The organism is Devosia lacusdianchii, from assembly GCF_022429625.1.
In the GTDB taxonomy this organism is placed as follows: domain Bacteria; phylum Pseudomonadota; class Alphaproteobacteria; order Rhizobiales; family Devosiaceae; genus Devosia; species Devosia lacusdianchii.
Genome location: NZ_CP092483.1, coordinates 1,633,037 through 1,658,374, shown reverse-complemented (window position 1 = coordinate 1,658,374; position 25,338 = coordinate 1,633,037). Strand labels below are relative to the sequence as shown.

The 25,338-nt window shown below is 62.7% G+C and carries 22 protein-coding genes and 1 tRNA gene; 7 read left to right on the top strand and 16 right to left on the bottom strand.

Features of this window, described 5'->3' with window-relative positions; genetic code table 11:
• Window positions 1-52 precede the first annotated feature (52 nt).
• The gene (locus tag MF606_RS07910) at window positions 53-259 is read left to right on the top strand and encodes a DUF2842 domain-containing protein (protein ID WP_240233262.1); all 207 of its coding nucleotides are present in this window, start codon (window positions 53-55) and stop codon (window positions 257-259) included.
• Here MF606_RS07910 and MF606_RS07905 read toward each other — a convergent pair whose 3' ends face one another.
• On the bottom strand, window positions 260-1,300 hold the full coding sequence (locus MF606_RS07905) for a polysaccharide deacetylase family protein (protein ID WP_240233261.1): 1,041 nt from the start codon (window positions 1,298-1,300) through the stop codon (window positions 260-262). It lies immediately after the preceding gene.
• Window positions 1,301-1,312: 12 nt separating this feature from the next.
• Complete coding sequence (locus MF606_RS07900) at window positions 1,313-3,580, bottom strand: GumC family protein (protein WP_240233260.1); 2,268 nt, start codon at window positions 3,578-3,580, stop codon at window positions 1,313-1,315.
• A gap of 152 nt (window positions 3,581-3,732) precedes the next feature.
• On the opposite strand from MF606_RS07900, the gene MF606_RS07895 reads away from it, so the two are divergent.
• From MF606_RS07895 to MF606_RS07880, 4 genes are all read left to right on the top strand, one after another.
• Window positions 3,733-4,284 (top strand): polysaccharide biosynthesis/export family protein, encoded by a 552-nt coding sequence (locus MF606_RS07895; RefSeq protein ID WP_240233259.1) that lies wholly within the window; start codon window positions 3,733-3,735, stop codon window positions 4,282-4,284.
• An 11-nt stretch (window positions 4,285-4,295) separates the two neighbouring features.
• A complete protein-coding gene (locus MF606_RS07890; RefSeq protein WP_240233258.1) occupies window positions 4,296-5,426 on the top strand; it encodes a glycosyltransferase family 4 protein in 1,131 nt (376 codons plus the stop codon).
• Between the two features lie 74 nt (window positions 5,427-5,500).
• Window positions 5,501-7,021, top strand: a complete 1,521-nt coding sequence (locus MF606_RS07885) for an undecaprenyl-phosphate glucose phosphotransferase (RefSeq protein ID WP_240233257.1) — start codon at window positions 5,501-5,503, stop codon at window positions 7,019-7,021.
• Window positions 7,018-8,304, top strand: a complete 1,287-nt coding sequence (locus tag MF606_RS07880; RefSeq protein ID WP_240233256.1) for an O-antigen ligase family protein — start codon at window positions 7,018-7,020, stop codon at window positions 8,302-8,304. Before MF606_RS07885 ends, MF606_RS07880 begins: the two co-directional genes overlap by 4 nt.
• Here MF606_RS07880 and MF606_RS07875 read toward each other — a convergent pair.
• From MF606_RS07875 to MF606_RS07850, 6 genes are all read right to left on the bottom strand, one after another.
• Complete coding sequence (locus tag MF606_RS07875) at window positions 8,301-9,275, bottom strand: phosphotransferase enzyme family protein (protein WP_240233255.1); 975 nt, start codon at window positions 9,273-9,275, stop codon at window positions 8,301-8,303. The genes MF606_RS07880 and MF606_RS07875 overlap by 4 nt on opposite strands.
• Window positions 9,276-9,342: 67 nt before the next feature.
• Window positions 9,343-9,419, bottom strand: a tRNA-Pro gene (locus tag MF606_RS07870).
• An 83-nt stretch (window positions 9,420-9,502) separates the two neighbouring features.
• Window positions 9,503-10,273, bottom strand: coding sequence for an ABC transporter ATP-binding protein (locus MF606_RS07865; RefSeq protein ID WP_240233254.1), 771 nt, complete (start codon window positions 10,271-10,273; stop codon window positions 9,503-9,505).
• A complete protein-coding gene (locus tag MF606_RS07860) occupies window positions 10,270-11,301 on the bottom strand; it encodes a FecCD family ABC transporter permease (RefSeq protein WP_240233253.1) in 1,032 nt (343 codons plus the stop codon). Before MF606_RS07860 ends, MF606_RS07865 begins: the two co-directional genes overlap by 4 nt.
• Window positions 11,298-12,284 carry a FecCD family ABC transporter permease gene (locus tag MF606_RS07855; RefSeq protein ID WP_240233252.1) on the bottom strand — a complete coding sequence of 329 codons (987 nt, stop codon included), beginning with the start codon at window positions 12,282-12,284 and terminating at the stop codon, window positions 11,298-11,300. Before MF606_RS07855 ends, MF606_RS07860 begins: the two co-directional genes overlap by 4 nt.
• Entirely contained in the window at window positions 12,284-13,204 is a 921-nt protein-coding gene (locus MF606_RS07850) for an ABC transporter substrate-binding protein (protein ID WP_240233251.1), read from the bottom strand. The genes MF606_RS07855 and MF606_RS07850 overlap by 1 nt, the downstream gene beginning before the upstream one ends.
• A gap of 227 nt (window positions 13,205-13,431) precedes the next feature.
• On the opposite strand from MF606_RS07850, the gene MF606_RS07845 reads away from it, so the two are divergent.
• Window positions 13,432-14,328: a sucrase ferredoxin gene (locus MF606_RS07845; RefSeq protein ID WP_240233250.1), complete on the top strand. Its 897-nt coding sequence runs from the start codon at window positions 13,432-13,434 to the stop codon at window positions 14,326-14,328.
• Here the strand turns inward: MF606_RS07845 and MF606_RS07840 are convergent.
• From MF606_RS07840 to MF606_RS07810, 7 genes are read right to left on the bottom strand one after another with little or no spacing between them, the layout of a single operon-like run.
• Window positions 14,320-15,378, bottom strand: coding sequence for a Gfo/Idh/MocA family protein (locus MF606_RS07840; RefSeq protein WP_240233249.1), 1,059 nt, complete (start codon window positions 15,376-15,378; stop codon window positions 14,320-14,322). The two genes, MF606_RS07845 and MF606_RS07840, sit on opposite strands and share 9 nt — an antisense overlap.
• 16 nt (window positions 15,379-15,394) lie before the next feature.
• Window positions 15,395-16,492 (bottom strand): ABC transporter ATP-binding protein, encoded by a 1,098-nt coding sequence (locus tag MF606_RS07835; protein WP_275693135.1) that lies wholly within the window; start codon window positions 16,490-16,492, stop codon window positions 15,395-15,397.
• A 2-nt stretch (window positions 16,493-16,494) separates the two neighbouring features.
• Entirely contained in the window at window positions 16,495-17,385 is an 891-nt protein-coding gene (locus tag MF606_RS07830) for an AraC family transcriptional regulator (protein WP_240233248.1), read from the bottom strand.
• A gap of 9 nt (window positions 17,386-17,394) precedes the next feature.
• Window positions 17,395-18,273, bottom strand: a complete 879-nt coding sequence (locus tag MF606_RS07825; protein ID WP_240233247.1) for a carbohydrate ABC transporter permease — start codon at window positions 18,271-18,273, stop codon at window positions 17,395-17,397.
• A 3-nt stretch (window positions 18,274-18,276) separates the two neighbouring features.
• Window positions 18,277-19,161: a carbohydrate ABC transporter permease gene (locus MF606_RS07820; RefSeq protein WP_240233246.1), complete on the bottom strand. Its 885-nt coding sequence runs from the start codon at window positions 19,159-19,161 to the stop codon at window positions 18,277-18,279.
• Window positions 19,162-19,214: 53 nt separating this feature from the next.
• Window positions 19,215-20,489 carry an ABC transporter substrate-binding protein gene (locus tag MF606_RS07815; protein ID WP_240233245.1) on the bottom strand — a complete coding sequence of 425 codons (1,275 nt, stop codon included), beginning with the start codon at window positions 20,487-20,489 and terminating at the stop codon, window positions 19,215-19,217.
• A gap of 22 nt (window positions 20,490-20,511) precedes the next feature.
• Window positions 20,512-23,133 carry a GH116 family glycosyl-hydrolase gene (locus MF606_RS07810; RefSeq protein WP_240233244.1) on the bottom strand — a complete coding sequence of 874 codons (2,622 nt, stop codon included), beginning with the start codon at window positions 23,131-23,133 and terminating at the stop codon, window positions 20,512-20,514.
• Window positions 23,134-23,384: 251 nt separating this feature from the next.
• Between MF606_RS07810 and MF606_RS07805 the strand changes: the two genes are divergently transcribed.
• Window positions 23,385-24,626 carry an epoxide hydrolase family protein gene (locus tag MF606_RS07805; RefSeq protein WP_240233243.1) on the top strand — a complete coding sequence of 414 codons (1,242 nt, stop codon included), beginning with the start codon at window positions 23,385-23,387 and terminating at the stop codon, window positions 24,624-24,626.
• A 1-nt stretch (window position 24,627) separates the two neighbouring features.
• Here the strand turns inward: MF606_RS07805 and MF606_RS07800 are convergent, their stop codons facing one another.
• Entirely contained in the window at window positions 24,628-25,302 is a 675-nt protein-coding gene (locus tag MF606_RS07800; protein ID WP_240233242.1) for a helix-turn-helix domain-containing protein, read from the bottom strand.
• Window positions 25,303-25,338 lie beyond the last annotated feature (36 nt).

Below are 25,338 nucleotides of genomic sequence, written 5' to 3'. Positions count from 1 at the left end.
GCGGGAGTGGTATGCCCCCGGGACAAGTCCCGCAATAGCCGCGATGCCGCATATGACCCAGCGTAACCGCAAGTTGACCGGTGTTTTCCTGATCCTGGGCTCGATCGTGGCCTGGCTATCCATCTTCACGTCGGTCTACCTGGCGTTCCCACCCGGCCTGCCGATCTGGATACTGATGCCCTATTTCATCGTCGCCGGGATGGGTTGGCTCTACCCGGCAATGTGGATCATCCGCTGGATGGCCAAGCCCGACGCGTGATCAGCCGATTAACTTTCCCATGGCAGAGAAGATCGCGCCCGCAGCAAAAACATCGACATAGCGGCGGGATTGAAAGTAACCGTTGAGCGAGATGCGCGGCAGTGACTCCGGCGTCTGCGCATGGCGAGAATAGAGCGCGCCGGGACGAGTGGTGACGCCGGAGCAGAAGCCCAGTTCGCGAACCAGGTCGAATTCACGCTGGCCAGCTGACAGTGGGCCGCCCAACGGATACGAGAAATGTCGGGGCCGTTCGCCGAACTGGGCCAGCAGGATATCGGCCGATTGCGTAATCTCATTGCGCGCCTGCTCGATCGGCAGCTTGGCGAGCTCATAGTGATGCACGGTGTGGGCGCCGATGGTGCAGAGCGGATCGCCCGCGAACAGGCGCAATTCCCGCCAATCCATGATCAGATCACGACACTGCTTCTCGAGATCGTAGCCGTAGGCCGTTGCGAAACCGTGCAACAGTCTTAGCCGCTCGGGTTCTGCGACCTTGCGCATCTGCCGATAAAGCGTGTTGAACGCGGCGTTCTTTTGCGCGGTGCTGCGGGTGTCGACATAGTCGGTTTCCCCGTTCGCGCTCAGGGCAATGGCTTCCTGGCGGGCAATGATGTCCTCGATCGCCTGCCACCAGAGCTCGCCGACGCCGTCGACGAGCGCGGTCGGCACGTAGAGCGTGAACGGCGCATCCTGTCGCCGCAGGATCGGCAGTGCGTATTTGAGGTTATCCTTGTAGGCGTCGTCGAAGGTCAGCACGACGAAACCCCTGCTCTTGACGGGCGCGGCCAGCCGTTCAAGGGCCTCATCGAGGCTCACGATATCAAGCCCCAGATCGCGCATGCGCTCGATGACATACTCCAGGAAATCCGGCCGGACCTGAAGAATGGCATTGGGAGAGAAGTCGGCTGGCTCGTCGGGCAGAACCCGATGCAGGGTGAAAATCACTCCGCGCGAGGATGAAAGTGCGCGCAGCAGTGCCGGAAGGCGGGACAGCCAAAGGGCTTCGAACATGGCCCTGATGGCTGCATGTCTGGCGGACATAGTCCTCTCCGGTCAGGCTGCAACGCGGGCCGGCACGGCGGCAATTTCGACGGTTTCGAAGCCGGCATCGAGCAGTTGCGCCCGGGTATCGGCGACGGAGTCGAAGTCGTCCTCGTCGCCAGCTACCAGCACCAGCCGTCCGTTGAGGCTTTCGAACAGCGGCAGGCTCGAGGTCATGCCCACGCGGCCAGTCATCAAGACGACCACCTCGTAGATGTCCCCCAGCGCCTCGACCAGCGTCAACGGCTTGGTTGACTGGCGAGCGATGACGCGACCGTGGCCCCATGGCACTTCGGCAAAGCTGTTGTCGGCGGATTTGTGCACAACGTCACCGAAGCTGGCAGCCTCGACGCTGAGATCGCTAAGGCCGGGCTCCTCGCTCATACGGGCGCTGCCGCCATCGATGAGAGCGACGCTCAGACCGCGCGCCAAAGCGTCGCCTACCAACTCCTCCGCTAGGGTCTCGCAATCGGCGTTGGAACGGTGCGCCGCGAGAATGACCAGATGCGTGCGGCCGAGAACGAGGTCCGCAGCGAGATCGGCCAGGGCAATGACATCAGGCACTTGCCGCGAAGGCTGGACTGGCTGCGCGATGGCAGCGGTGGGCACAGGCTCGGGCTCCCATTCCCGCGCCGGAACCATTGTGTCGATGTCATCGGCGAGCGCACGAACGAAGGTGCTACCGGCTTTGGGTTCGACGGTGGCAGTAACAATGGTTGGCTCATCGGACGCTGGTTTGATGGCCTCAGCCTGAACGGCATGCACCGGCTCGACTTCCAGCTCTTTAGCGGGGTCGGTCTGCCACTGTTGATCAGGCTCAAGCTCGGCCTCAACGAAGGGAACCTCGTCCAGTTCATCCTGCGGGCGTTCCGGCTCGCGGCCCGGAATAATGGCCCGACCGGACATCAACTCGCCAAAAACGATGACGCCGAGCTGCACTGCCACTGCTACGATGCCGACGGCGAGCAGGATCAACTGGGTCCGCGGGGAGGCCGGCGAAACCGCCGGTGCGGCAACCGTCACCACACGAACGTCGGGTAGCGCCGAATTGACTTCCGTGCGGGAGAACGCCTCGTTGTAGCGCTGCAGATAGCCTTCCAGCAGGTCGCGCTGGGCCTTGGCCTCGCGCTGCAGGCCGTCCAGAGTCACAGTGTCTTGGGTCGCGGTGGAAGCGGTCACTTTGCTGCGCGCCAACTCTGCCTGAAGCGAGGCCTCGATGTCGGCTTCGATCTGAGCCTCGGCGTCCAACGCGTCGGCCACACGCCGGCCTTCGACGACCAGCTGATTGTCGAGTTCAGCCAATTGCGCGTTGAGAGCCTGGATGGTCGGATGGCTGGCGAGCAATGTCGCCGAGCGCTGGGCCTTTTCGCCCTGCAGGCGCGCTTTTTCCTCGGCCAACTGCTGGATCACGGCGGAATCGCGGACCTCGGCAATACCTTCGATCGATTGCCCGCGTTCCAGCATGCCGCGGATCAGCGCGGCACGCGAGAGTGCGGCATTCTTGCGCTCCTGGGCGGCATTGATCTGGGTGGCAATGGTCGACAGCTGTTGGTCGAGCAGGCTGGTATTGTTGGAGCCGGTGAACAGGTCGTTCTGGACCTTGAAATCGGCAACCGCCGTTTCTGCCTCGTTGACGCTGAGACGAAGGCGATCGATCTCCGCACGCAGCCACCCCGAGGCCTCGGCCGTGTCGGACAGAGAGAGTTCGGCGCGGCGGGCGACGTGGGCATTCGCCACAGCGTTTGCGATATCGGCGGCCCGCTGCGGATCAGTCGATCGAACCAGCACGGAAATCAGCCGGGAGTCGCGCTCTTGAACCACCGTCAAGCGGTCATAGAGGTTAGCTAGCACGGCTTCGTCGACATTAACTGCAGTGGCCTTGCGGCCCAGCATCTGCGAAACGAGCCCCATAGGCGAAAAGCCGCCTCCCTCGGAGCCGTTGAACTCCGGCACCGACCGCAGGTCGAGTTGATCAATAACCTTGACCAGCGTATCGCGCGACTTGAGCAACTCGATTTGGCTCGACACGACGCCAGCTTCGCCACCGGTCAGTGAAGGCGCCTGCTCGTTGGCGGCGCGCGTATAAACATTGCTGCGCGGTTCGACGAGGATAGAAGCCGACGATTCGTATAGCCGCGGCATCGTCATCAAGACCGCGAAGGTCGCTGCCAGCAGAACCAAGGTCAGCAGGATGATGCGAGGCAGGCGCTTGACCACAGCACCCAGCACCGCACTGACGTCGATCCGCGCGTCCCGCACGGCTTGCGACTCATAAGCCATCGCTATCCCTCGTTCTTTGGGCAACTTATCGCCCCCACGTGGTAAGCAATCCGTTAAGCCTTTTGCAGACCGCAAGAATACGACCGGCGCAGAAGGGATTTATTAACCATAGAAACCGACACTGGCCGCACTTCCAGAAGACCGAGATTCCAATGCGCTGGCTGCCTGTCTTTACCATCGCCCTGATGCTGCCACTGGCCGCCTGCGCGACGACGCGCCCCCAGACCTATCTGGTCGAGACCAAGGGTCCTTACCAACTCGACACCGGCGACGCCGTTCGCGTCACCGTTTATGGCGATGACGCCTTGAGCGAAACCTACCGCGTCGATGACAGCGGAGCGATTGCTTTCCCACTGGTTGGCCCAGTGCAGGTGCGCGGCAAGACCACCAACAGCGCCGCCGCCAGCCTCGCGGCCGCGCTCGCCAACGGCTATATGCGCAACCCTAACGTCGTGGTGGAAATTGCCGAGTACCGCCCCTTCTTCATCCAGGGCGAGATCACCAATGCGGGACAGTTCCCCTATGTCTACGGCATGACCGTCCGGGCTGCGATCAGCACCGCTGGCGGCTTCACCGACACGGCCGACCGAAACCAGGCCGTCGTCTATCGGCGCCAGGGCGACCAGATGGTCAAAGGCTCTGTCGAACTGGACTTCCCCATTTTTCCGGGCGATACGGTCGTCATCAACGAACGCTGGTTCTGACGGAGTCATCCATGGCCGGGCGCAAGCTGCGTATCCTGCAGGTCATGCGGGCGCCTGTCGGTGGCTTGTTCAGACACGTAGCCGACCTCACGCGGGCACTCTCATCCAATGGGCACGACGTCGGATTGGTCGTCGACAGCCTCGCCAATGATGCCCAAACCGAAAGCAAGCTGGCGGCGTTGTTGCCAGATGCCAGCCTCGGCATCCATCGCGTCGCCATGCCCCGCGTCCTGGGCCGCGGCGACCTTGTGACGCCACTGAAGGTTCGACGACTGGCGCGTTCGCTCGACATTGATGTGTTGCATGGACACGGCGCCAAGGGCGGCTTCTATGCGCGCCTCGCCAAGATCGGCGGCGGCAAAGCGGTCGCGGTCTATACGCCGCATGGCGGTGTACTGCATTTCTCTCGGTCGTCGACGTCGGGGCGGCTGTTCCACCTGCTCGAACGCTGGCTGATGGCGCAAACGGGAGCGATCGTCTTCGAAAGCGCCTATGCCAAAGCCACCTATTCAGCCCTTATCGGCTCCCCCACCTGCCCCACCGAGCTCATCCACAACGGGCTGACGCCGGATGAATTCGTGACGATCAAACCCGACGCGGACGCGGCGAATTTCGTCTTCGTTGGCGAATTGCGCGACCTCAAGGGTATTCACATCCTGGTTGAAGCCCTTGCCGAAGTTATCCGCCCCGACGGCAGCCCTGCGACGCTCGTGATGGCGGGCGATGGGCCGGCGCGGGATGCGCTTACGGCGCAAATCCAAAGCCTCGGCCTGGGCGCAAGGGTCACGCTGCTCGGCGCGCAACCGGCCCGCCCCACTTTCGCTCGCGGTTTGGTCGCAATCGTGCCGTCGCTGGCGGAGTCGCTCCCCTACATCGTGCTGGAGGCCGCGGCGGCGCAACTACCGCTGATCGCGACGCGCGTAGGCGGCATTCCGGAGATATTCGGCCCCACGGCGACCAGCCTTGTCCCGGCCAACGACATCGCGGCGCTTACCCAGGCGATGCAGCGGGCGCTCGATGATCCCGCGGCCGCCCATGCCGAGATGCTGACGCGCCTGCAGTTCATCTCCGAGCACTTCTCGCTGGCCCGCATGGCGGGCAGCATCGAGGGCCTTTACCACTCGCTGTTGGGAAAAGGTTAGCGCCCCAACTTCACCGAGTCTAAACCCTTTGTGCTGACAATGCGGGGCAAGATTTCCGTACCGGTTAGCGTCTCATGTATCGTGTCGATCCCAAACAGGCTGTGCTGGATCACGTATCCCGGCAGGCTGGTGGCGAGGGTGAGCGGGCTTTGTCGCCTGCCGCCGAAGCCATCATTGCCGCACCGGTAGAGCGGTCGCTCTCGGGTGCGGTCGTGGTGGGGGTGGTGCAGGTCGTCGAGGCCGTGCTGCTGGCGACGCTGGGCTATGGCATCTACGAGTATTACGTTGAACTCGGGCAGCCGGCATTCTATGTGCCGGTGATCCTGGCTTCGTGCCTGCTCGCCAACGTGCTGTTCAATGCCGGGCGCACGCATCGCATCGCCGCCTATCGTTCGCTGTTCGGCCAACTCGGCCGGGTGCTGGTGGCGTGGACGCTGGTCATGGTCGTGCTGGCGGTCGGCATCTTCTTCTTCAAGGCCGCCGACCTGTTCTCGCGGGTCTGGCTGGCGAGCTGGTTCGTGGCCGGTGCCGTGCTGCTGGTGGCCTATCGCTTAGCACTGCGGGCGCTGATCATGCGTTGGACGGCCCATGGAAGGCTGCGGCGCCGCACGGTGATTGTGGGCGGCGGCAAGGATGCCGAGGCGCTGATCGACCAGATCAAGGCGGGCGCCAGCAACGATATCTCGCTGCTGGGCCTGTTCGACGACCGGATCGACGATCGCTCCCCCGACACCGTCGCGGGCTACCCCAAGCTCGGCAAGGTCGCCGATCTCATCGAATTCGCTCGGCGCAGCCAGGTCGACCTCGTCATCGTCTCGATGCCGCTATCGGCCGAAAAGCGTGTGCTCGACATGCTGACTCAGCTCTGGGTGCTGCCGGTCGATATTCGGCTCTCGGCCCATATGAGCAAGCTCAAGTTCACCGACAAAGCCTACTCCTATGTCGGTGATATCGCCGTCTTCGACATGGCCGACCGACCGATCTCGGACTGGAACCTGGTGTTTAAGTGGGTGTTCGACAAGGTCGTGGCACTGACCGCGCTTATCCTTCTGTCACCGGTGATGATTGCGACCGCCATTGCCATCAAGCTCGAAAGCAAGGGGCCGGTGTTCTTCATGCAGAGCCGGCACGGCTTCAACAACGAGCTCATCAAGATTTACAAGTTCCGCTCCATGCGGACCGACATGCTCGATGTCTCCGCCGCCAAGCTGGTGACCAAGGGCGACCCGCGCGTCACCAAGGTCGGCCGGTTCATCCGCAAGACCTCGATCGACGAGCTGCCGCAGCTCTTCAACGTACTGAAGGATGAATTGTCGATCGTGGGCCCCCGCCCCCATGCCCTGCAGGCCAAGGCCGATAACCAGCTCTATTACGAGGCCGTCGAAGGCTATTTCGCCCGACACCGCGTCAAGCCGGGCATGACGGGCTGGGCCCAAATCAACGGCTGGCGTGGCGAGACCGACACGATCGACAAAATCATGCAGCGCGTGAACCACGACCTCTACTATATCGAGCACTGGTCGATCCTGCTCGACCTATACATCGTCGTGATGACGCCGGTATCGCTCGTGTCTCACAATGAGAATGCCTATTGAGCGACGCGGGCGCCCTCGGCGGAAGCGGCCTTGGAGCAGTATCCAAGGGACTTGGCCTCGCCGTCGTTCGGCTGCGGGCCATGCGCCTGCTGGACTTTATGGTTGCCTTCTGGATTTTCTCCGGCGGCTTCGTACTGTTCGAACCGTCGCCCTATGAGCTGACATTTCTCGCTGTATTGCCCATCGCTTTCCTCGCCGGCATGGGGCTGTACCGATCGGTTTTCGGGCTGCTTGCCATCCTCATCGCCTTCACGCCATTTGCCCTCATCGCAGCGTTCCAGGTTCGCTATACGCCTATCGAAGATGCTTTGATCTTCACGTTCGTCACGATCTTCCTTCTGCTGACCAGCTATTTCGTCGCCAACTACGTCGCCGAGGCCACGGAACGGCGGATGCGCATCGTGATGGGTGCCTACACCGCGGCGGCAGTTTTCTGCGCGCTCGTTGGAACGCTGGCCTATCTTGGACTGCTACCTGGCGGCGACCTTTTTGTGAGGTATGGCCGCGCCAAAGCCACTTTCAAGGACCCGAACGTCTACGGGCCGTTTCTGGTGCTGCCGGCGATGTTTGCGCTGCAACGCGTGCTGTTGGGCACCGGGCGCAGACAGTTCTGGGGCGCCGCCGTCTATCTCTTGCTGTTCGTTGGCGTTTTTGTCAGCTTCTCCCGCGCGGCCTGGGGCCACTTCGCGTTCTCATCGGTGCTGGTGCTGGTTTTCTGCTTTTGGCTTGAGGCCGCGGCCCGCGACAGAGTCCGCATCATGATCATGTCGCTGGTGGGCATTGCCATGTTGGGCATAGCACTGGCCGGACTGCTAAGTATTCCAGCGGTCAGCAACCTCTTCGAGACCCGCACGGAGAGTCAGGAATACGATTCCGGCGAAACCGGACGTTTCGGCCGCCAGGGCTATGCGTTCGATCTTGCGCTGGCCAACCCCCTAGGCATGGGCCCAGGACAGTTCGGGTTCCTGCGCATTATCGAGGCTCCCCACGACGTCTATGTTACGGTTTTGCACTCATACGGCTGGGGCGGCGGGGCGATGTATTACCTGCTCGCCATCCTCACGCTTTGGCGTGGCTTTTCGGGTCTCGCGCGGCCTTCGCCCTTCCGGCTGATGATGATTCCGCTGATGGCTACTTACCTGATGCTACTTGGGGAATCGGCAATCATCGATAGTGACCACTGGCGCCACTACTACCTGATCGCTGGGCTAATTTGGGGCATTTCCAGCGCAATCAGGAACGATCAGCGACGTGGCGCGCCACGTAGCGAGATGTTGATCTAAGACCAGATGGATCCGCGAAGGTAGCGCTCGGCCAGGGCGGCGGTGCCGGCCGCGAAGCCGGTCATGTGCGTCCGCGCCAGCCCCGTCTCGGCGTGTGAGCCTATCCAGGCCAACAGCGCCATGCGGCGCAGCATGACCATGGTGTCCAGCGAGGCGATATCCTCTTCGGTCAGCGAACGGATGCGGCGATAGCCATCGAGCCAGGCTGCCCTTAGAGCGGGAATGGTCGGGCTGGTCTCGTGGAACGAGATGGCGGCCGCGAAATCGTAGGTGAACCAACAGAAACCGCAGTCGTCGAAATCGATCAGCGTAACGCGCTCGCCATCCACCAGCAGGTTACCCAAGCGCATGTCGGCGTGGATAAGCCCGAAACGGTCGGGCACCGTGCCATAATCGCCGAGGCGCTGCCGGAGCACCGCTTCGAGCTGGTCCAGTACCGGCCGTATTGACGCGTCGACACCGGGCGCAACGCGCCAGTCCCCCCATAGTCCATCGGCGTCGAGAATCGTCGAGGCCTGCCAGACCTGCCGCTGGAACCCGGGCGGAGGCTTCCAGTTCATCGCCTGCTGGTGCAGCGTCGCCGCGTAACCACCAAGCGTCCCGAACAGGCCAGCCAGATTGTCGCTGGGCAACGGCTCCTGCCCCGCGATGAAATGAAACAGTACAGCCAAGTGCGGTTCGCCGTCCGGCGTGCGGAAACTCTGCAGCAGTTGCCCGTTGTGCCCCGGAAGTGGTTCGGGAACAGGCACTGCCGTGCCGCGCCTCAAGGCCATGAGCCAGGTAAGCTCAGCCTCGATCGAGCCGGCAGACTGATAGCCCCGGCGATGAACCCGCAGGCTGTAGCGCCCGCCGTTGGGCGTATCTATGCGGAAGGTTTGATTCTCCGAATGATTGAGCAGGTGCCCTGCCCCGCCCTCCACTTCGCGCCATAGCGCAAAAGCAGGCTGGATCTCGTGCGCCGTGAGCGGCATTGGCAAATCTCCAATGGGCCGCGCTGCCCTAGCGGGCCAACGCTCGATTTCGATGCAGTGGAGAGAATGGTCGGAGCGGCCGGATTTGAACCGACGACCCTTTGTCCCCCAGACAAATGCGCTACCAGGCTGCGCTACGCCCCGACTGCGCGGAGACATAGAGAAACAGGGGTTTTGGTGCAACCCCGATTTTTCGGGAATTGGCGCAAACCTGTGATTTGATGCGGCTAGCGCGGCGTGACGACCGGCGTACCGGCGATCGGATCGGGATAAACCGCGCATTCGAGCCCGTAGACGTCGCGCAGTAGATCTGGGGTCACCACATCGGCCGGCCGGCCCTCGGCGACGATCCGCCCGGCATGCATCACCACGAGACGATCGCCGTAGCGCGCCGCCTGGGCGATGTCGTGCAGTACGACAATGCTGGTGCGGCCGGCATCGTGGAGCTGGCGGACGAGGTCGAGGGTTTCCACCTGGTGGCGAATGTCGAGAAAGGTCGTGGGCTCGTCGAGCATCACGTAGGGCGTGTCCTGCGCCAGGGCCATGGCGATGAAGGCGCGTTGGCGTTGGCCGCCCGAGAGTTCGGAGACCGGTTTGAGGCGCAGCTCCTCGAGCCCGGTAACGCCGATGGCGTGATCGACCATCTCGATATCCCGCGCCGAGCGCAGGCCGAGCAGCGACTGGTGCGGCGCGCGTCCATATCCCACCAGCCGCTCGACGGTGATGGCGCCGGGCACGATCGGGCTCTGCGGCAGATAGGCGATCGTGCGGGCCACGCGCTTGGGATCATTGCGCAGCACGTCTAGCTCATCGACACGGATAGTACCCGTTGACGGCTTCAGCAGCCGTCCGATGGTCTTGAGCAAGGTCGACTTGCCGCAGCCATTGGGGCCGATGAGGACGGTCACTTCGCCGGTGCGGATTTCCAGATCTATGCCCTCGACGATCGGCCGATCGCGCTCATAACCGGCGGTCACACCGGACAGAATTATGCTCATGGCTCCTGCTCGCTGGCGGTGGTCAGCATGATGTAGATGAAGAATGGCGCGCCGATCAGCGCTGTGATGATGCCCGCCGAAATCTCGAGTGGTGGCGCGACGGCGCGGCCGATACCGTCGGCCAACACCACCAGAAGCATGCCCACCAGCATTGAAACCGGCAGTAGCAAGCGATGCGAGCCGCCTACCAGGCGGCGGGCAATATGGGGCGCCATGAGGCCAATGAAACCCATCACGCCAACAAAAGCCACCGCAACGCTGGCAAGGAACGTGGCCACCAGCAACAGCAGGATGCGCTGGATCGGCACGTTGAGGCCAAGCTCAGTGGCGGTTTCCTCGCCCAGTGCGATGAGATCGAGCCGGTAGGCGAGCACCAATGCGGCGGAACCCAACCCCACGAGCGGCAGCCAGCTGATGGTGACGTGGTTCCAGGTGCGGCCGACGAGCGAGCCAGTCAGCCACATCATCGCGGCCGAGGTTTCGCGATCGGAAGTGACCACCAGCAGGTAGTCGACCCCGGCCTCGAACACAAAACCGACCGCTACGCCGATCAGGGCGAGATGGATGGCCGAAAGCCTGCGGCGGTGCGATACGACGATGACGAAAGCTGCCGCCGTGACCCCGCCAATGCAGGCCGCCAGCGGCATGAAGGTTTCGGGCACGCTGGGCAGCCACAGGACTAGGCCGAGGGCGAAGAGGGCCGCGCCCGAGTTGATGCCGATAATGTTGGGACTGGCCAGCGGATTGCGCACCACCGCCTGGATAATGGCGCCGGAAAGACCCAGCGCCCCGCCGGCCAGCAGGGCCATGAGGATGCGCGGCAGGCGCGATCGCATGATGATGTAGGTTTGCTGCTCGCCGGGCAGGTTGAAGACGGTGTTGATGATCACATCGACCGGAATGGCCACGGCCCCGACGCCGAGGCCCCACAGTGCCGCGCAGACGGTCAGCGACATCAGGGCGAAGAGGACCAGCAAATTGCGTGTGGCCGTGCGGCTTCGCAATTGATCGAGCGACAGGTCGGTCATGCCATGGTCCGCGCGCGCATGGTGGCAAACAGGAAGTATGGCGCCCCGATCAGCGCACAGATGACCCCGAGCGGGGTTTCATAGGGAAAGCGTACGAGCTTGGACACCACGTCGGCGCAGAGCACGAGGCCGGCGCCGCCCATGGCGACGGCCGGAACCAGCAGACGATGGTTATGACCGAACCACAGGCGGCACAGATGGGGCACCACCAACCCGACGAACATGACCGGCCCTGCGGCCGCAACGCTGGCACCTGTTAGGATGGCAGCCAGCAGAGCGCCGAGAAAGCGCATGCGGCGCGGATCGATGCCCAGGCCTTGCGAGGCTCCATCGCCCAAGGCGAGGATGTTGTAGCTATGCGCCAGCAACAGGCTGGCGCCCAACCCACCTGTTGCCCAGAGCGCCAACGGAAACGCTTGATCGAGGCGCGCGGAGGAGATGTCGGCCGAGGTCCAGCTCAGGATCAGGCGCGAAAGGTTGTCCTCGAGGGTAAAGGTGAAGCGAACCAGCGCGAAGCTGAAGGCCCCCACAGTGACACCGGCCAGGATCAGCCGCATCGAATCGAGCCGTCCGCCAAGACCCCCGGCGATGGAGAAGGTTATGAGCCCGGCTGCAATCGCGCCCAGGATCGCCATGACGTCGAGATTGATGATCATCAGCGACGGCATGACCACCGCCAGCGCAACACCGAAAGCCGCGCCCTGGTTGATCCCCAGAACCGATTCAGATGCCAGCGCGTTGCGGGTGATGGCCTGCAGCGCGAGCCCGGCCAAAGCCAGATTTGTACCGACAAGCCCGGCGACCAGCATGCGCGGCAATCGTAGATCCACCACCGCCGATCGCGCCAGACTACCGTCATCGACAAACAGAAGCTGGAGCACGTTGCCCAGCCAAACGTCGCTGCGCTGACCAATGGTTAGCGACAGCAGCGCCGCAAGCAGCACTGCTGTCGCCATCAATCCATAGCGCAGAAGCAGAGGCACTATTGGCGGATCTGCTTGATGATTTCGACCAGGTTGGCCGCGCTCACCTCGGAGGCGAGCACGCCACGCAAGCGAGACCATTCGTGGGCGATCACGTCGTAGACATGCCCGTTCTTGACCGCGTCGAGATTGTCATAGAGGGGCTGGCCAACCCAGGAGTCGGTGAGACCAGGATCCGTGTACTTGCCGCGCAGAATGACGCTCGGGTTGATCTCCGAAAGCTGTTCCAGCGAAGTCTGAACGATGGCCTCAGAATAGGTATGGCCATCTGGCGTCGGCATATTGCTCTTGAAGCCGAACCAGGCCAGCAGCGAGCCATTGTAGCTCACCGGCGAGTGCAGGAAGATGCCTTCGCCATTGTCGATCATGAACTGGATCGACAGGTCCGAAACGTCGCCCACTTCTGCCTTGAAGGCATCCATGGTGGCGGTGTGCTCGGCAAGACGCGCCGCCATTTCGGCATCTTTGCCGACGGCGTGGGCGATGGTCTTGGCGGCTTCGATGGCCACTTCGTAAGTGCCGGTCAGGCTGTCGAAGACGATCGTCGGTGCGATTTCGCTGAGTGCGCCGTAGATGGCTTCGTGGCGGCTCGTATCGGCAATGATCAGATCGGGCTGCAGTGACGCGATCAGTTCGAGGCTCGGCTCGCGGCGCAAGCCGACGGAGGTCCATTCGTCGCCAATGATGGCAGTATAGGCAGGAATGATGGACTCGCGCGTGTCATCATCGGCAATGCCAACGGGCGACACACCAACGGCGGCCAGTGTGTCGACGAAGCTGTATTCGAGGACGACGATGCGCTGCGGCGCGTCGGGCACTTCGGTGGTACCGAGGTCGTGGGTGATTTCGACGGCTTGCACTGGCATAGCGGCAAGCATCATCGCGCCGGCCAGGCCGACGAGAATCGATTTGATGGACATGGAATACCCCAAGCAAGAGCTGCGCCGCAGCCATGGCCCCGGCATCCGCACAGCTACAGCCAGAAAATATGACTTGTCAAATCATATTACCAGCCACCAAACTTGACATGATTGGTCATAAATCCTAGTGCAAACTCTCGCGACGGGGTGTCGCCGACGGACCGGCGTATGAATCTGCACGATCACGGAAATGCCGCGCATATTGACGCTCTCAGGGGCCAGCGGCGATGAGCAAGCACGTCTTCTGCCGAACCCTGACGCTGGAGCGCGGCGAGCCGCATGAAGGCACCGGCGAGCTACGTCCCCGGTTCTTGATGATGCCCTGGCCCAAGGGAAAGTGGCGGGTGCCACGGTTCCAATCTGCCGATATGAGCGCGGAATTGGGTGAAGCCATTCGCAGCGCCATGCAGTCTGATGTGACCAGCAATGCCGTCGAACTGGTGGAAGGTACTCCGGGTCAGGAGTTGCCTGCCCTGCTCGCCTATCCCGAGGGTCGCTTCGTTTCCACGGCCAGTGAGACCGAAATGGTGGCCTTGATCGAGGCCTGGACGGCGGGACACCCCCTGCCCGGCCCCGTCGACGACCGCATCACCATTCTGTGCTGCACCGACTCCAAGCGCGACGCCTGCTGCGCCCGCTTCGGCTTCGCCACCTTTAAGGCGCTGACTGCCGCGGCCGACCCGGCCCGCTTCAACGTGTTGCAATCCACCCATCTTGGCGGCTGCCGTTTCGCTGCCTCGTTGATCGTGCTGCCGCAGGGTCAGCGCTATGGGCGGCTGGAGCCGGCGGAGGTGCCGGCCTTTCTGGCGGCGCTAGAGCACGGTGAGCTCTACCTGCCCGCTTCGCGCGGCAATCCAGAGCTCGACGAACCCGCGCAAGCGGCCGAACTGGCGGTGATGCGCTGGGGTGCCGCGCGTGGCCAGAGCCAGGCTTCGGCCCGGCTCGGCGAGCGCAGGGAAATCGACGAGGATCACATCGTTTTCAGCGCAATGTCGGGCGGGCAGCGGCTGTCGGTTAGGGTCGCGGCCAAGGTCTTCAGCGTTGACAGCGCCTGCCACAGCGTCGGCGTCGAACCGCCGGATATCGAGAAGCGCTGGCTAGCCGATCAGGTCGAGCTAGTCTGAGGCTCGCGCCGGCCCGGCTACCCGTCCGCCCGCGGCCCGATAAATGTCATCGATCGCGGCCATATTGCCAATAGCATCGCTTCCTTCGGTCGGCAGAGAACCGCTGGTTTCGATCGCCTGCAGAAACGCCGCTAGTTGGTAGTCGAAGGTGGTGCGCCCGGCCATCGTGTAGACGGCCGGCGGCTCGCCTTTGATCCTCAGAGCGATGCTGTGGCCGTCGTGAGGGCCGGCGGGGTTGTTGACCTCCAGCATGCCCAGACTGCCCTCGACGCGCAGATGGCAGCGCGTGGGAATGCCCTCGGCCATGCTGGTGACGACTTCGGCCGACACGCCGCCAGCGAAGTCCAGCGAAGCCCTGATACTCTCATCAACACCAAGCTTCGTGCGCGTGATCTCGACGGCACGGACGACAGGCTCGCTCCCCGCGATGGAGCGAAGCCAATGTACCGGATAGCAACCAAGGTCCATGAGCGCACCGCCGCCCAGTTGTGGTGCGTGCCGGATCGCCGTGGGATCGAACGGAATGCTGACATCGAGACAACCCGCTAGCCGTTCGATCTGGCCTAGCCGGCCGCCGCGGCACAAATCCATCACATGCTCGAATAGCGGATGATAGCGATAGTGGAAGGCCTCCATCAGCCGCCGGCCGGCGCGTTCGGCCGCCTCGACCATGGCTCGGGCCTCGGTAGCATCAAGCGCAAACGGCTTTTCGCAGATCACATGCTTGCCTGCCTCCAGTGCCGCAATGGTCCACCGGGCGTGAGCGGCAATCGGCAGGCCGACATAGACGATGTCGATAGTCTCGTCGGCCAGCAGGGCCACGTAGCTGTCATGCGCGGTCGAGATGCCGCGCTCGGCCGCATAACGCGCCGCCGCCCCGGGGCGAGCCGAAGCAACCGCAGCGATTTCCACATCAGGCCGCCGCTGCGCCGGCTCGATGATGGCCCGGGGCGCGATGCCGGACGCGCCCAGCAGGCCTGCACGCCAGAGGCGGGACGAACGCCATTCCAGGCCCGCGAGCGTGTCGCGGACAAGCTCAGTGCTGCTCATGGGTTTCTCCCGCCAGCTATATGCGAGGCAGCGCCATACCGCTGGCGCTGTCGAAGCCGTAGACGCGTTCAGCGGGTACGGTGAGGCCGATCAGTTCGTCATCGGCGAAGTGCCGCTGGCCCGGCAGCTTCACTACGATCCTCGCCTCTTCCTCGTCCGCTGGCGCGGTCAGATCGCAGTGCAGGAACGTCTCGCCACCCAGTTGCTCGGTGAACCGCACTCGGGCTCGCAACGCCCCTGCATCCGGTGCAGCTAACTCGAAGTGTTCCGGTCGCACGCCGACGACGATCGCCTGCCCGGCGCTGGCCGTCAGCGTACCCAAAGGCAACCGACCACCAATGATGTCGGCCACCATGCCACCGACATCGGAGGATACGGCGTGGCCGGCAATGCAGTTCATCTTGGGTGAACCGAGGAACCCCGCCACGAACAAATTGGCCGGGTTGTTGTAGAGTTCAAGCGGCGTGCCGGTTTGCTCTATGCGACCCTCGTTGAACACCACGATCCGGTCGGCCAGGGTCATGGCCTCGACCTGGTCGTGCGTCACATAGATGGTCGTGCGGCCCATGCGTTTATGCAGGCTGGCGATCTCGACACGCATATGCACGCGCAGCTCAGCGTCGAGGTTGGACAACGGTTCGTCGAACAGGAAAATCTTGGGATCGCGCACGATCGAACGACCGATAGCCACACGCTGGCTCTGGCCGCCCGAAAGCTGGCCCGGTCGGCGTTGCAGCAAGGGCTCGATCTTGAGCGTCTGCGCCGCCGCCATCACCAGCTCATGAATGCGCGCCTTGGGCACGCGCTGTTGTTCGAGGCCAAACGCCATGTTCTGGTAGACAGTCATGTTCGGATAGAGCGCGTAGCTTTGGAATACCATGGCGATGCCGCGGCTGACCGGGGTTTCCTCGTTCATTACCCGCCCGTCGATGAGCAGTTCGCCGCCCGAGATCACCTCCAGCCCGGCGATCATCCGCAGCATGGTGGATTTGCCGCAGCCCGAGGGTCCCACGAAGACGACAAAATCGCCGTCCTCGATCCGCAGGGACACCCCATGCACCACCTGGTGGTTGCCATAGGATTTGCGCATGTCGCGCAGTTCGACCGTGGTCATGATCAGTGCTCCCGTATCAGCATCTGCGAGCGGTACTCGCTTGGCGTGGTCCCGACATATTTGCGGAAGACCCTCGAGAAATATTGTGAGCTGCCGAAGCCGAATTCGATGGCGATGTCGGTCACCGACTCCTCGGTCGCGGTGAGCCGCTGGCAGCAGCGCTTGATGCGCAGGCGTTGGGCATAATCGCTGGGCGACATGCCCACTTCCTTGCGGAAGCGGTCGTGCAGGTAGCCGCGGCTATAGCCGAGCTCGCCCGCCACATCGCCGATATTGAGTTCGGCATAGGGGTCGCCGTGCAGAAGCTGCAGGAATTCCTCGACCACTTCGCTGTTGTGCCTCTCGCCCAGCCGCTTGTCCTGGGCCTTCCAGGCCTCGATGAGCACGACATGGAGCTTGGCCCGGATCTCGGCGATCAGCAGGGCCGAGCCGGTATAGATGCGCGGGTCATCGATCAGCTCGGCCAGCTCGCGGATCGCCGTCTGGCAGTTGGGCTCGATGTCGTGCGTCAGTCCGCGCTTGCCGAGGTAATTCTGGAAGTCGCGGAGGCCGTCGGCGGTCAGCAGCGCCGGCGGCGCATGACCGGGGCCGGCCATCACCATCCAGAACGACTGGCTGGGTGGATAGAGGCCGTTGACTATGCGATGCGCCTTCTCGGCCGGGAACAGCACGAACTGCCCGCCCGAAACCGGGACCAACAGTTCATCTTCCAGCTCCCAGCAGGCCTCGCCTTCGAGCATGAAGACCAGCTCCGGCCCGCGATGGGACGACCAAGAGTCGGTGGTCGGCACCGCTTGCTGGAACGAAGCAAAGCCAAAGGTACGGATCTCGGGGACGCCTATATCCGCGCCGGCAATGCTGCGATTGAGATCGATAATCTGTGAGCCGAGCATGGTGATCTCCTAGCGCTTGATGCCGGTACTGGTGATGGATTCGACGATGAAGCGCTGCGCGATGAGAAACACCACTAGCAGCGGCAACACGCACATGGTCACGGCGGCCATGATCGCGGCGAGCGATAGCGAGCCAAAGTTGTCCGACAGGGCCACCATGCCCACCGGCAGGGTCATGGTCTCGAACTTGCGTACGAAGATCAGTGGCAGCAGGAAATTGTTCCAGCTAGAGGTGAAGACGATGATGCTGAGCGCGGCGATCGGGGGGCCCATCTGCGGCAGCGAGATGCGCCAGAAGATGGTCCAGTAGCTGGCGCCGTCGACAAACGCGGCCTCCTCGTATTCGCGCGGCTGACCCTCCATGAACTGCCGCATCATGAATACGGCCAGGGGCGACGCCAGCGCCGGCAGGATCAGCGACCAGAGGCTGTCCAGCAGCCCCGCCGCGGCCATGCCGAAGAACAGCGGAATGACGATCAGCGCCGGTGGCACCATCAGTCCCAGCAGCATGAAGCCGAAGAGCCAGGAATTACCGGGGAACCGCAGCCGCGAGAAGGCGAAAGCGGCCATGGCGCTGGTGACGATGGTGCCGATCGTGGTGGCGACGGCGACGACGAAGCTGTTGAAATACATGCGCAGGAACGGGATGGGCGAGTCCAGCACCGCCCAATAGGCATCGAAGTTGAGGCGCGATGGCAGGAAGCTGGGCGGCAGCTGGTAGGCCTCGCTGGCCGGCCGCATGCTGGTGGCGAACATCCACAGGAACGGCAGCAGCATGAAGATGGCGCCGATACCGAGCAGGATCATGACCGGCAAATTGCGCCAGTTGATGACCTGGGAGGCGGCCAGCACGCGGTTGGAGAAGGTGGTTTCGTGCGCGATGGTCATGGCTTACCTCCGTGCTAGCCGGCGCCCGAGGCCGAGCTGGATGGCGACCACGACAGCGATGACGATCAGCAGGGTGAGCGCGGAGGCCGCGCCGGTACCCAGTTCACCGGCGTTGAAGGCTTCGCTGTACATGTACATCACCACTGAACGGGTGGAATCCCCGGGGCCGCCATTGGTGATGATCTTGATTGAGTCAAACACCTGCAGCCCGCCGATGGTGGCGTAGGTCACGCAGAACAGGATGACCGGGGCGATGTAGGGAATCTTGATGCGGCGCAGGGTGGTGAAGGCCGAGGCGCCGTCGATCCGGGCCGCTTCGAGCAGCGATTTCGGCACGCCCTGCAGGGCCGCCAGCAGAATGATGATGAAGAAGCCGACATTCTTCCACACGTCGATGATTACGATGGAGAACATGGCGATGTTCTGGTCGTTGAGCCAACCCACCGGCGGCAAGCCGAGTAGCCGCACATAGTAGTTGATGATGCCCAGATCGTAGGAAAACAGGAACTGCCAGATGAACGACACGAAGGCCAGGGACACCAGCACTGGCAGGAAATAGGCCAAGCGGAAGAGGTAAAGCAGCGGTCCGGGCAGATTGCGATCAAGGAGAATGGCGAGCACCAGCCCGAGACCCACATTGCCCGCCACCGCCAGAGTGATGAAGTAGAACGTGTTGGCGAAGGTCTTCCAGAAGCGTGGGTCGGTGAAAATCCAGTCGAAGTTCGCCCAGCCGACATAGTCGATGCTCAGGGTCAGCCGATCGACTTCGAGAACCGAAAGGAACAGCGCCGCGATGAGCGGAATGGCCAGAAACAGCAGGTAGATGATGTAGGCCGGCGCCAGGAAGCCGAACGCGGCGATGGCTTCCCGTTGTTTCAGTGTGGCCATGCGATCCTCCTCGAAAGCGGCGGGTGGAGCGCCAAGCGCCCCACCCTCCTGAGCTAGTTGTACGCCCGCGCCATTGCGCGATCGAGTTCACGATCGAGTTCGGCGATGGTGGTTTCGAGGTCCTGGCTATCGGTGAAGTAGGCGCCCAGATGTCGCATGACGATTTCTTCGATTTGCGCGAAGTTCGGCGGCGCTGCGACGGGCTTGGCCGTGGCGGCCGTGGCGTAGAAGAGCTGCGCATTGTCGGGGAAGGCCGTGTATTCCGGCGTCGTTGCCATCGAACGGGCCGAGGGGATGGAGCGTTGCGAGTCCGCCAGCTCCTGCTGGTATTCTTTGCCAGTCATCTCCTTGATGAATTCCCAGGCCAGTTCCGGATTTTCCGAGGCCTTGGTGATCGCCAGTCCGCCAATGCCGAAGACCGTGGCTTCGATCTTGTTGATGGGCATGATCTGGACGCCCACATTGGTCAGGCCGCTCGAGACAATCTCGGGGATCGGCCAATGGCCTGCGGAGAACATCGCGACCTGCCCGGCAACGAACTGCTCGCCGCCGACGCCGGCCTCGAAAGCCGGGGCGCTTTTGTCCTCATGGATCAGCGCGTGGAGGAACTCCAGGCTCTCACGGAATTCGGGGGTGTCGACGGTCGACTCCCGCCAATCGTTGTCGAGCACGCTGGCATTGTTGGTCAGCAGCCAAGGCTGCAGGCCGAAATTGAAGCCAGGAACGAAATAGCCGTACTGCGTAGCGTTGCCGGCGCTATCGCGAATGGTGAGAGCCTTCGCAGCGGCGCGGAAGTCCTCCCAGGTCCAGTCAGCGGCTGGGTATTCCAGGCCGGCGGCGTCGAACATGTCCTTGTTGTAGTAGGTGATCATGTTGTTCCACTCGGTGGGGAAGAAGTTCAGTTCCCCACTGGGCCGGGTGCGCATGCCTTCGAGCAGGTTGGGCTCGATGTCGCCCAAAACCGTCTGCGCCGCCGGATCGGCCTCGATGACCGGGCCCAGATCGAGCAGCAGATCCTTGCTGGCGATTTCCGCAAAACCTTCGATGGCCGACGCGAAGATATCGGGCGAGTCGCCGGAGGCGATCTGATTGAGCATCGAATTGTTGTACTCGCCCCAGGTCGGCTGCGGCACGAACTGGGTCTCGATCGTCACGTTGGGATAACGCGCCTTGAAGCGCTCGATCGCCTTCTCAGTGCTGTCAATGATCTGCGGATTGATCCACTGAAAGACCTTGAGGGTCGCGGTGGTATCGGCCGCCGGCTGTGCCAGCGCAGGTCCCGTCAGCAGTGCCAGCACTGCCGTTCCTGCCAGAAGTAGATGTCTCATTTGGGTCTCCTCCCCGTTGAGTTCAGTTTTGCGTTGTAAGATCGGGCAGTGCGCCGATGCTGATGGCCGGGTCGGCAATCACCAGGCTCTCGCCAGCCTGAAGGCCGTTGGCCGGTGTATGCCGCACGCTCTGGATGGCGATTTCGGACAGCTCCAGTCCACCGTCGAGAACCGTGAGGCGTGCCTCGCCGTCCTTGATGTCGATCGATCCCCAGGCGGTGCCGGTCGACCAGATCGAATAGAACGAAGCGCCTGCGCGGATCTTGGGGGCGAAGGCCATGCGGCCCTTGGCCAGGTCGAACTCGAAGCCCGACAGCACCAGCACGGCGGCGTAGCTCGCCATTGAACGGGCGTAGTTGGAGCCGCATTCGATCTCGTTCCACGGGTTGCGATTGTGACCGCGATAGCGATCGCGCACCGCCGCAAAGACTTCGATGCCCTTCTCGAGTTCGCCGATCATCATGAGCTGGCAACCGAACGCGTATTCGAAGCCGTGCATGGTCTCCTGGCTGTAGGGCACCGGGATAGCGGGGCGCTCGACACCCGCCGGCCAGGCACACATCAGCGTGCCGGCTTCATGCTCAAGTCCGAAAACACGGCAGGGATTAGCTTCGTCGCCCAGGCGCTTCTTGAAGTTATGCTGGTAGATGGCGCGAACGGCCGAGGCGAACTTTTCAGGCTCGAACACGTCACCCAGCCCATAGAGGCTGGCATGCCACTGCGCGACAACCTGATCGATCTCGCAGCCTTGCCCGATCTGGTATTTGACCTGGCCGTGCTCCTGGCTCCAATAAAGATCGTAGATCGAGCCGCGAACGATGTTCGAGCCGCGCCCCTTCTGATCGTATGGAGCCAGTTGCTTGCGGTCGTGCAGGTCCACCTGCTGGATGAAGTACTCACCGTTGAACAGGTGCTCATGCATCCATTCGCGGCCACGTCCGTAGATCTGCCGGAACTCGGCAGCGGTCTCCGTGTCCCCCGCTGCCTCGCCCATCTCGGCGCCGGCCAGCAGCGCCGCGAGATAGAAGCCGTTGAGCCATGAGCTGGGACCAAACAGCTCCATGTCCAGCGTGTGATGCTGGCGACCCGTCAGCACGCCGGTCTTTTCGGGATCCCACTTGTCGTAATTCCCGGGATGCCAGGCATAGGCCACCGCGGCCTTGACATGCGGCCACATCTGCTTGAGCCACCTAGCGTCGCCGGTGAGCTTCCAGTCGCGATAGGCCTTGAGCACGTTGCCGAACTGGCCGTCGGCACAGGGCCGATCATTGGCCGTACCGATACCGAGCGGCAGGCTGAGCCGGAAGGCCATGCCCCCGGTTTCGGCGATCTGGTTGAAGGAGAAATCGGCCTCGCGCATGCTGCGTTCGAGGTCAGGGAACAGGAAGGGCAGCGCCTGCTGGTAGTTCCACACATGGGTGCAGCTGCCTTCGCATGAACCGGCATCGGGATGACAGCCTTCCCAGCCATAGAAGGTTCCGTCCTCCAGTCGCAGCACGGTCGCGGTCTTGAGGATGGAGAGGTTGGCCGAAACCGCATCCAGAACCGGGTCCGGCAGCGATGAACGGCCGAGCTCATCCTGGAAGGACTTGGTGGCATCGGCGAACCGGTCCCAATTGGTCATGGTCACATCGGAGACGGTGGCCGCGCTGTCCCACTGAGTGGCGTAGTAGTTCTTCCAGGTGGTCGGAACATCACGCGGCTCATCGAGCAGAGCGTTCTGCGAGATCCAGTATTTGCTGACATTGGGCACATACCAGGAGATGGCGACACGCACCGTGCGGCTTTCGCCGGCCGGAACGTGGACGTGGCAGGCCAGCGTGCTGTGCTCGGCCATGGCCCGGCTGCCCGACATGCGGGCCGCGCTTTCGTCCTTGTAGTACCAGCGATCCTTCAGCTCGCCGGGCGCAGAAATGTCCTGCCAATAGACCTCCAGCGCGTCGAACCAGCTCCCGCGGTAGAAGTGGCGCTGATAGCTGGTCTGGTCGCAATCGGTGGCGATGGAGAGTTCGCTATAGGCTGTGCTCTTGGGGTCGATGGCCGAGCGGCCGACGATGAGCGTGCGATCGCCACGCTTCTCGGCGGTCACCAGAGCGTCGGCCTTGAAGTCGAAGCCGAGGCAGCCGAGCAGGGTGTAGTCGAGCGCTTCGCTATCCGTATTGGTCAGCGTGAACTCGAACATGGCGGTGGGCAGGCTCGATTCGCGGCTGTTGAGCGGCATGAACGGGCTGAACGCCTGCATCCGCACCGCACCCGGGAAGCGGCTATCGGCAAAATCCAGCGTGGCGACCGGATAGGGCCCGGAGACGGTGCTGCTCTCGAAGCTGGGGAAGCCGGCCATATGCTCGCGGCGCACGCCGAAGCCAAACGAGTTGAAAGGCCGCCCCAGGAAATCGCCCGTGAGCGATCCCTGGAACGGCCCGTGGAGGACTCGCGTATCGAGGACTTTGCCCTCTTTCTCGGCGCGGACGGCGAAATGGGAGAAGCCGTTCACACTGCCCTTGGAGGGGCGGTTGTAAATCTCCCAATCGCGCAGGCGTCCGTCGCCGCCAATGCCAATGCAGCCCGCGCCGATGCCACCCAAGGGAAAGATGACATTTCTGGTGCTGTCAGCGGAATAGGTGAAGTAGGCCGAGCGACCCATATAGCTAATCCTCCCATATCCGCGGGTTCTGCCGCGGAAATCGACTTGTTGGAGAGGTTATAGCCCAAACCAAACCGGCCCGCGTTCAATCCAGTCGTGTTGACAAAAATGCACATGGTGCGGACCGAGGCCATGGCCAGACCCGGCTTTCGGCCGGGCGCTCCCCGCGCTTTGTCGTGTTTCTTCAATCCTGAAACGGGCGCCCCTCGTACAACAGGAGCGTTCACAACGCGCCGCGACGGAGACCCAGGATGACCAACCAAACCGACCTTACTCGCCGCCAGTTTGTCGCCGGGATTGCCGCCGCAACCTTGGCCACCGCACTGGCCAACCCCACCACAGCCAATTCAGACGGAGTAGAAGCGATGACCATCACCCCCTTCAAAATTGCCATCTCTGACGAGCAGATCGCCGACCTCAAGCGCCGCCTAGCGACAGCCCGCCTGCCCAACGTCCTGACCACCGACTGGAGCCGTGGCCAGCCCGTCCCTTTCATCAAGGAACTCGTCGATCAGTGGGCAAATGGCTACGACTGGCGCAAGCACGAAGCCGAACTCAACCGTTATCCGCAATTCCTGACTGAGATTGACGGGCAGACCATCCACTTCCTGCACGTCAAATCTGTGGAGCCCAATGCCTTCCCGCTGATCCTGACCCATGGTTGGCCATCGAGCATCGCCGAATTCCTCGACATTATCGGGCCGCTGACGGACCCGCGCGCGCACGGCCTCGATCCGGCATTGGCCTTCGATCTGGTCATCCCCTCCCTGCCCGGCTACGGCTTCTCGACGCCGCTGTCGAGCACCGGTTGGGACGCTGGCCGCACGGCCAAGGCCTGGGCGACGCTGATGGATCGCCTGGGTTACAAAAAGTGGGGCGCTCAGGGCGGCGACGTCGGCGCGTTGGTCGGCCGCGAACTCGGCGCCCTCAATCCCGAAGGGCTGGCCGGCATCCATCTGCAACAGATATTCGCCTTCCCCAGCGGCGCTGCTGGCGAAATGGAAAAGCTGACGCCGTTCGAGATGGCCGGCTTCGCCAATTTCGAAAAGTTCCAAAAGTACTCGGGCTACGCTGACATTCAGTCCAAGCGCCCGGGCACGCTGGCCTACGGCCTTGTCGACTCACCGGTCGGGCAACTGGCGTGGAACAGCGAACTGTTCTTCGGCTTCGAGGGCAATGCAGCGCAGAGCTTCGACCGCGAACGCTTCCTCACACATGTGTCGATCTACTGGTTCACCAATACCGCGAGCGGCGCCGGCGACAACTACTTCGAAAACGCCCAGACAGGGGCTGGCTATCGCGAACTGCCCAATCCGGTGCCGACCGCGGTTGCGGTCTTCCCCGACGACTTCCGTTCGGTGCGGGTCTTCGCCGAGCGCTCCAACAACATCGTGCAGTGGACCGAAATGGCCGAGGGCGGACATTTCGCAGCGTCCGACGCCCCCGAAGCTCTGGTCAACGACATGCGGACGTTCTTCGCCAAGGTCCGCTGAGCTAAACGAACGCCGCGCTGGCTATCTGGCGCGGCGTTCTACCCGTGATGGCTTGTAGCGAGCGAATGAGGTGGGGCTGGTCGGAAAAACCAAGCGAGAAGGCCACGTCGGCTGCGCTTTGGCCGGACCGCAACAGCTCCACCGCCTTTTGAGCTCGGTCAATCTGGCTGTAGGCTTTTGGTGTCAGCCCCGTCGTCTTCAGGAAATGCCGTTGCATCGTCCGCGTCGTGGCCGCGGCTGGGTTGCCCGACACAACCGAGGCGACCAGTCCGTTCTCCTGCACCAGTTCATTTCGCAACAGGCGTTCGACGAAGCCGTCGACATTGTCGAATGTGGGGATTTCAACCACATCGGTGCCGAGCCAGAAGCGGTCCTTGCCAATGCCGCCTAGCGCCACCCCCTTGTCGCGCATGCTTTCTCCCGACATCAGCGGCATGAAGGTGCTGGCCCTGAACGAAATGGCCAAAACCTCGTCGCCGTCGCGATACGTGAATGGCACCGGCGGGGTCGTCTGGCCGGTCCGCAACACCAAGGTACCGCTACTGTTGCGGATGATCGCAATATCCCAGCACCCGTCGGGCACCATCATGTGGATGCCGGAGCCGACATAGACCGTGCGGGTGATGGACCTCACGATGGGTGAAGTCGATCCCTCCCATAGGGTGACCTGCTGCATGCTTGCGATCCCAGGCAATCAATTAGTGCGATGATA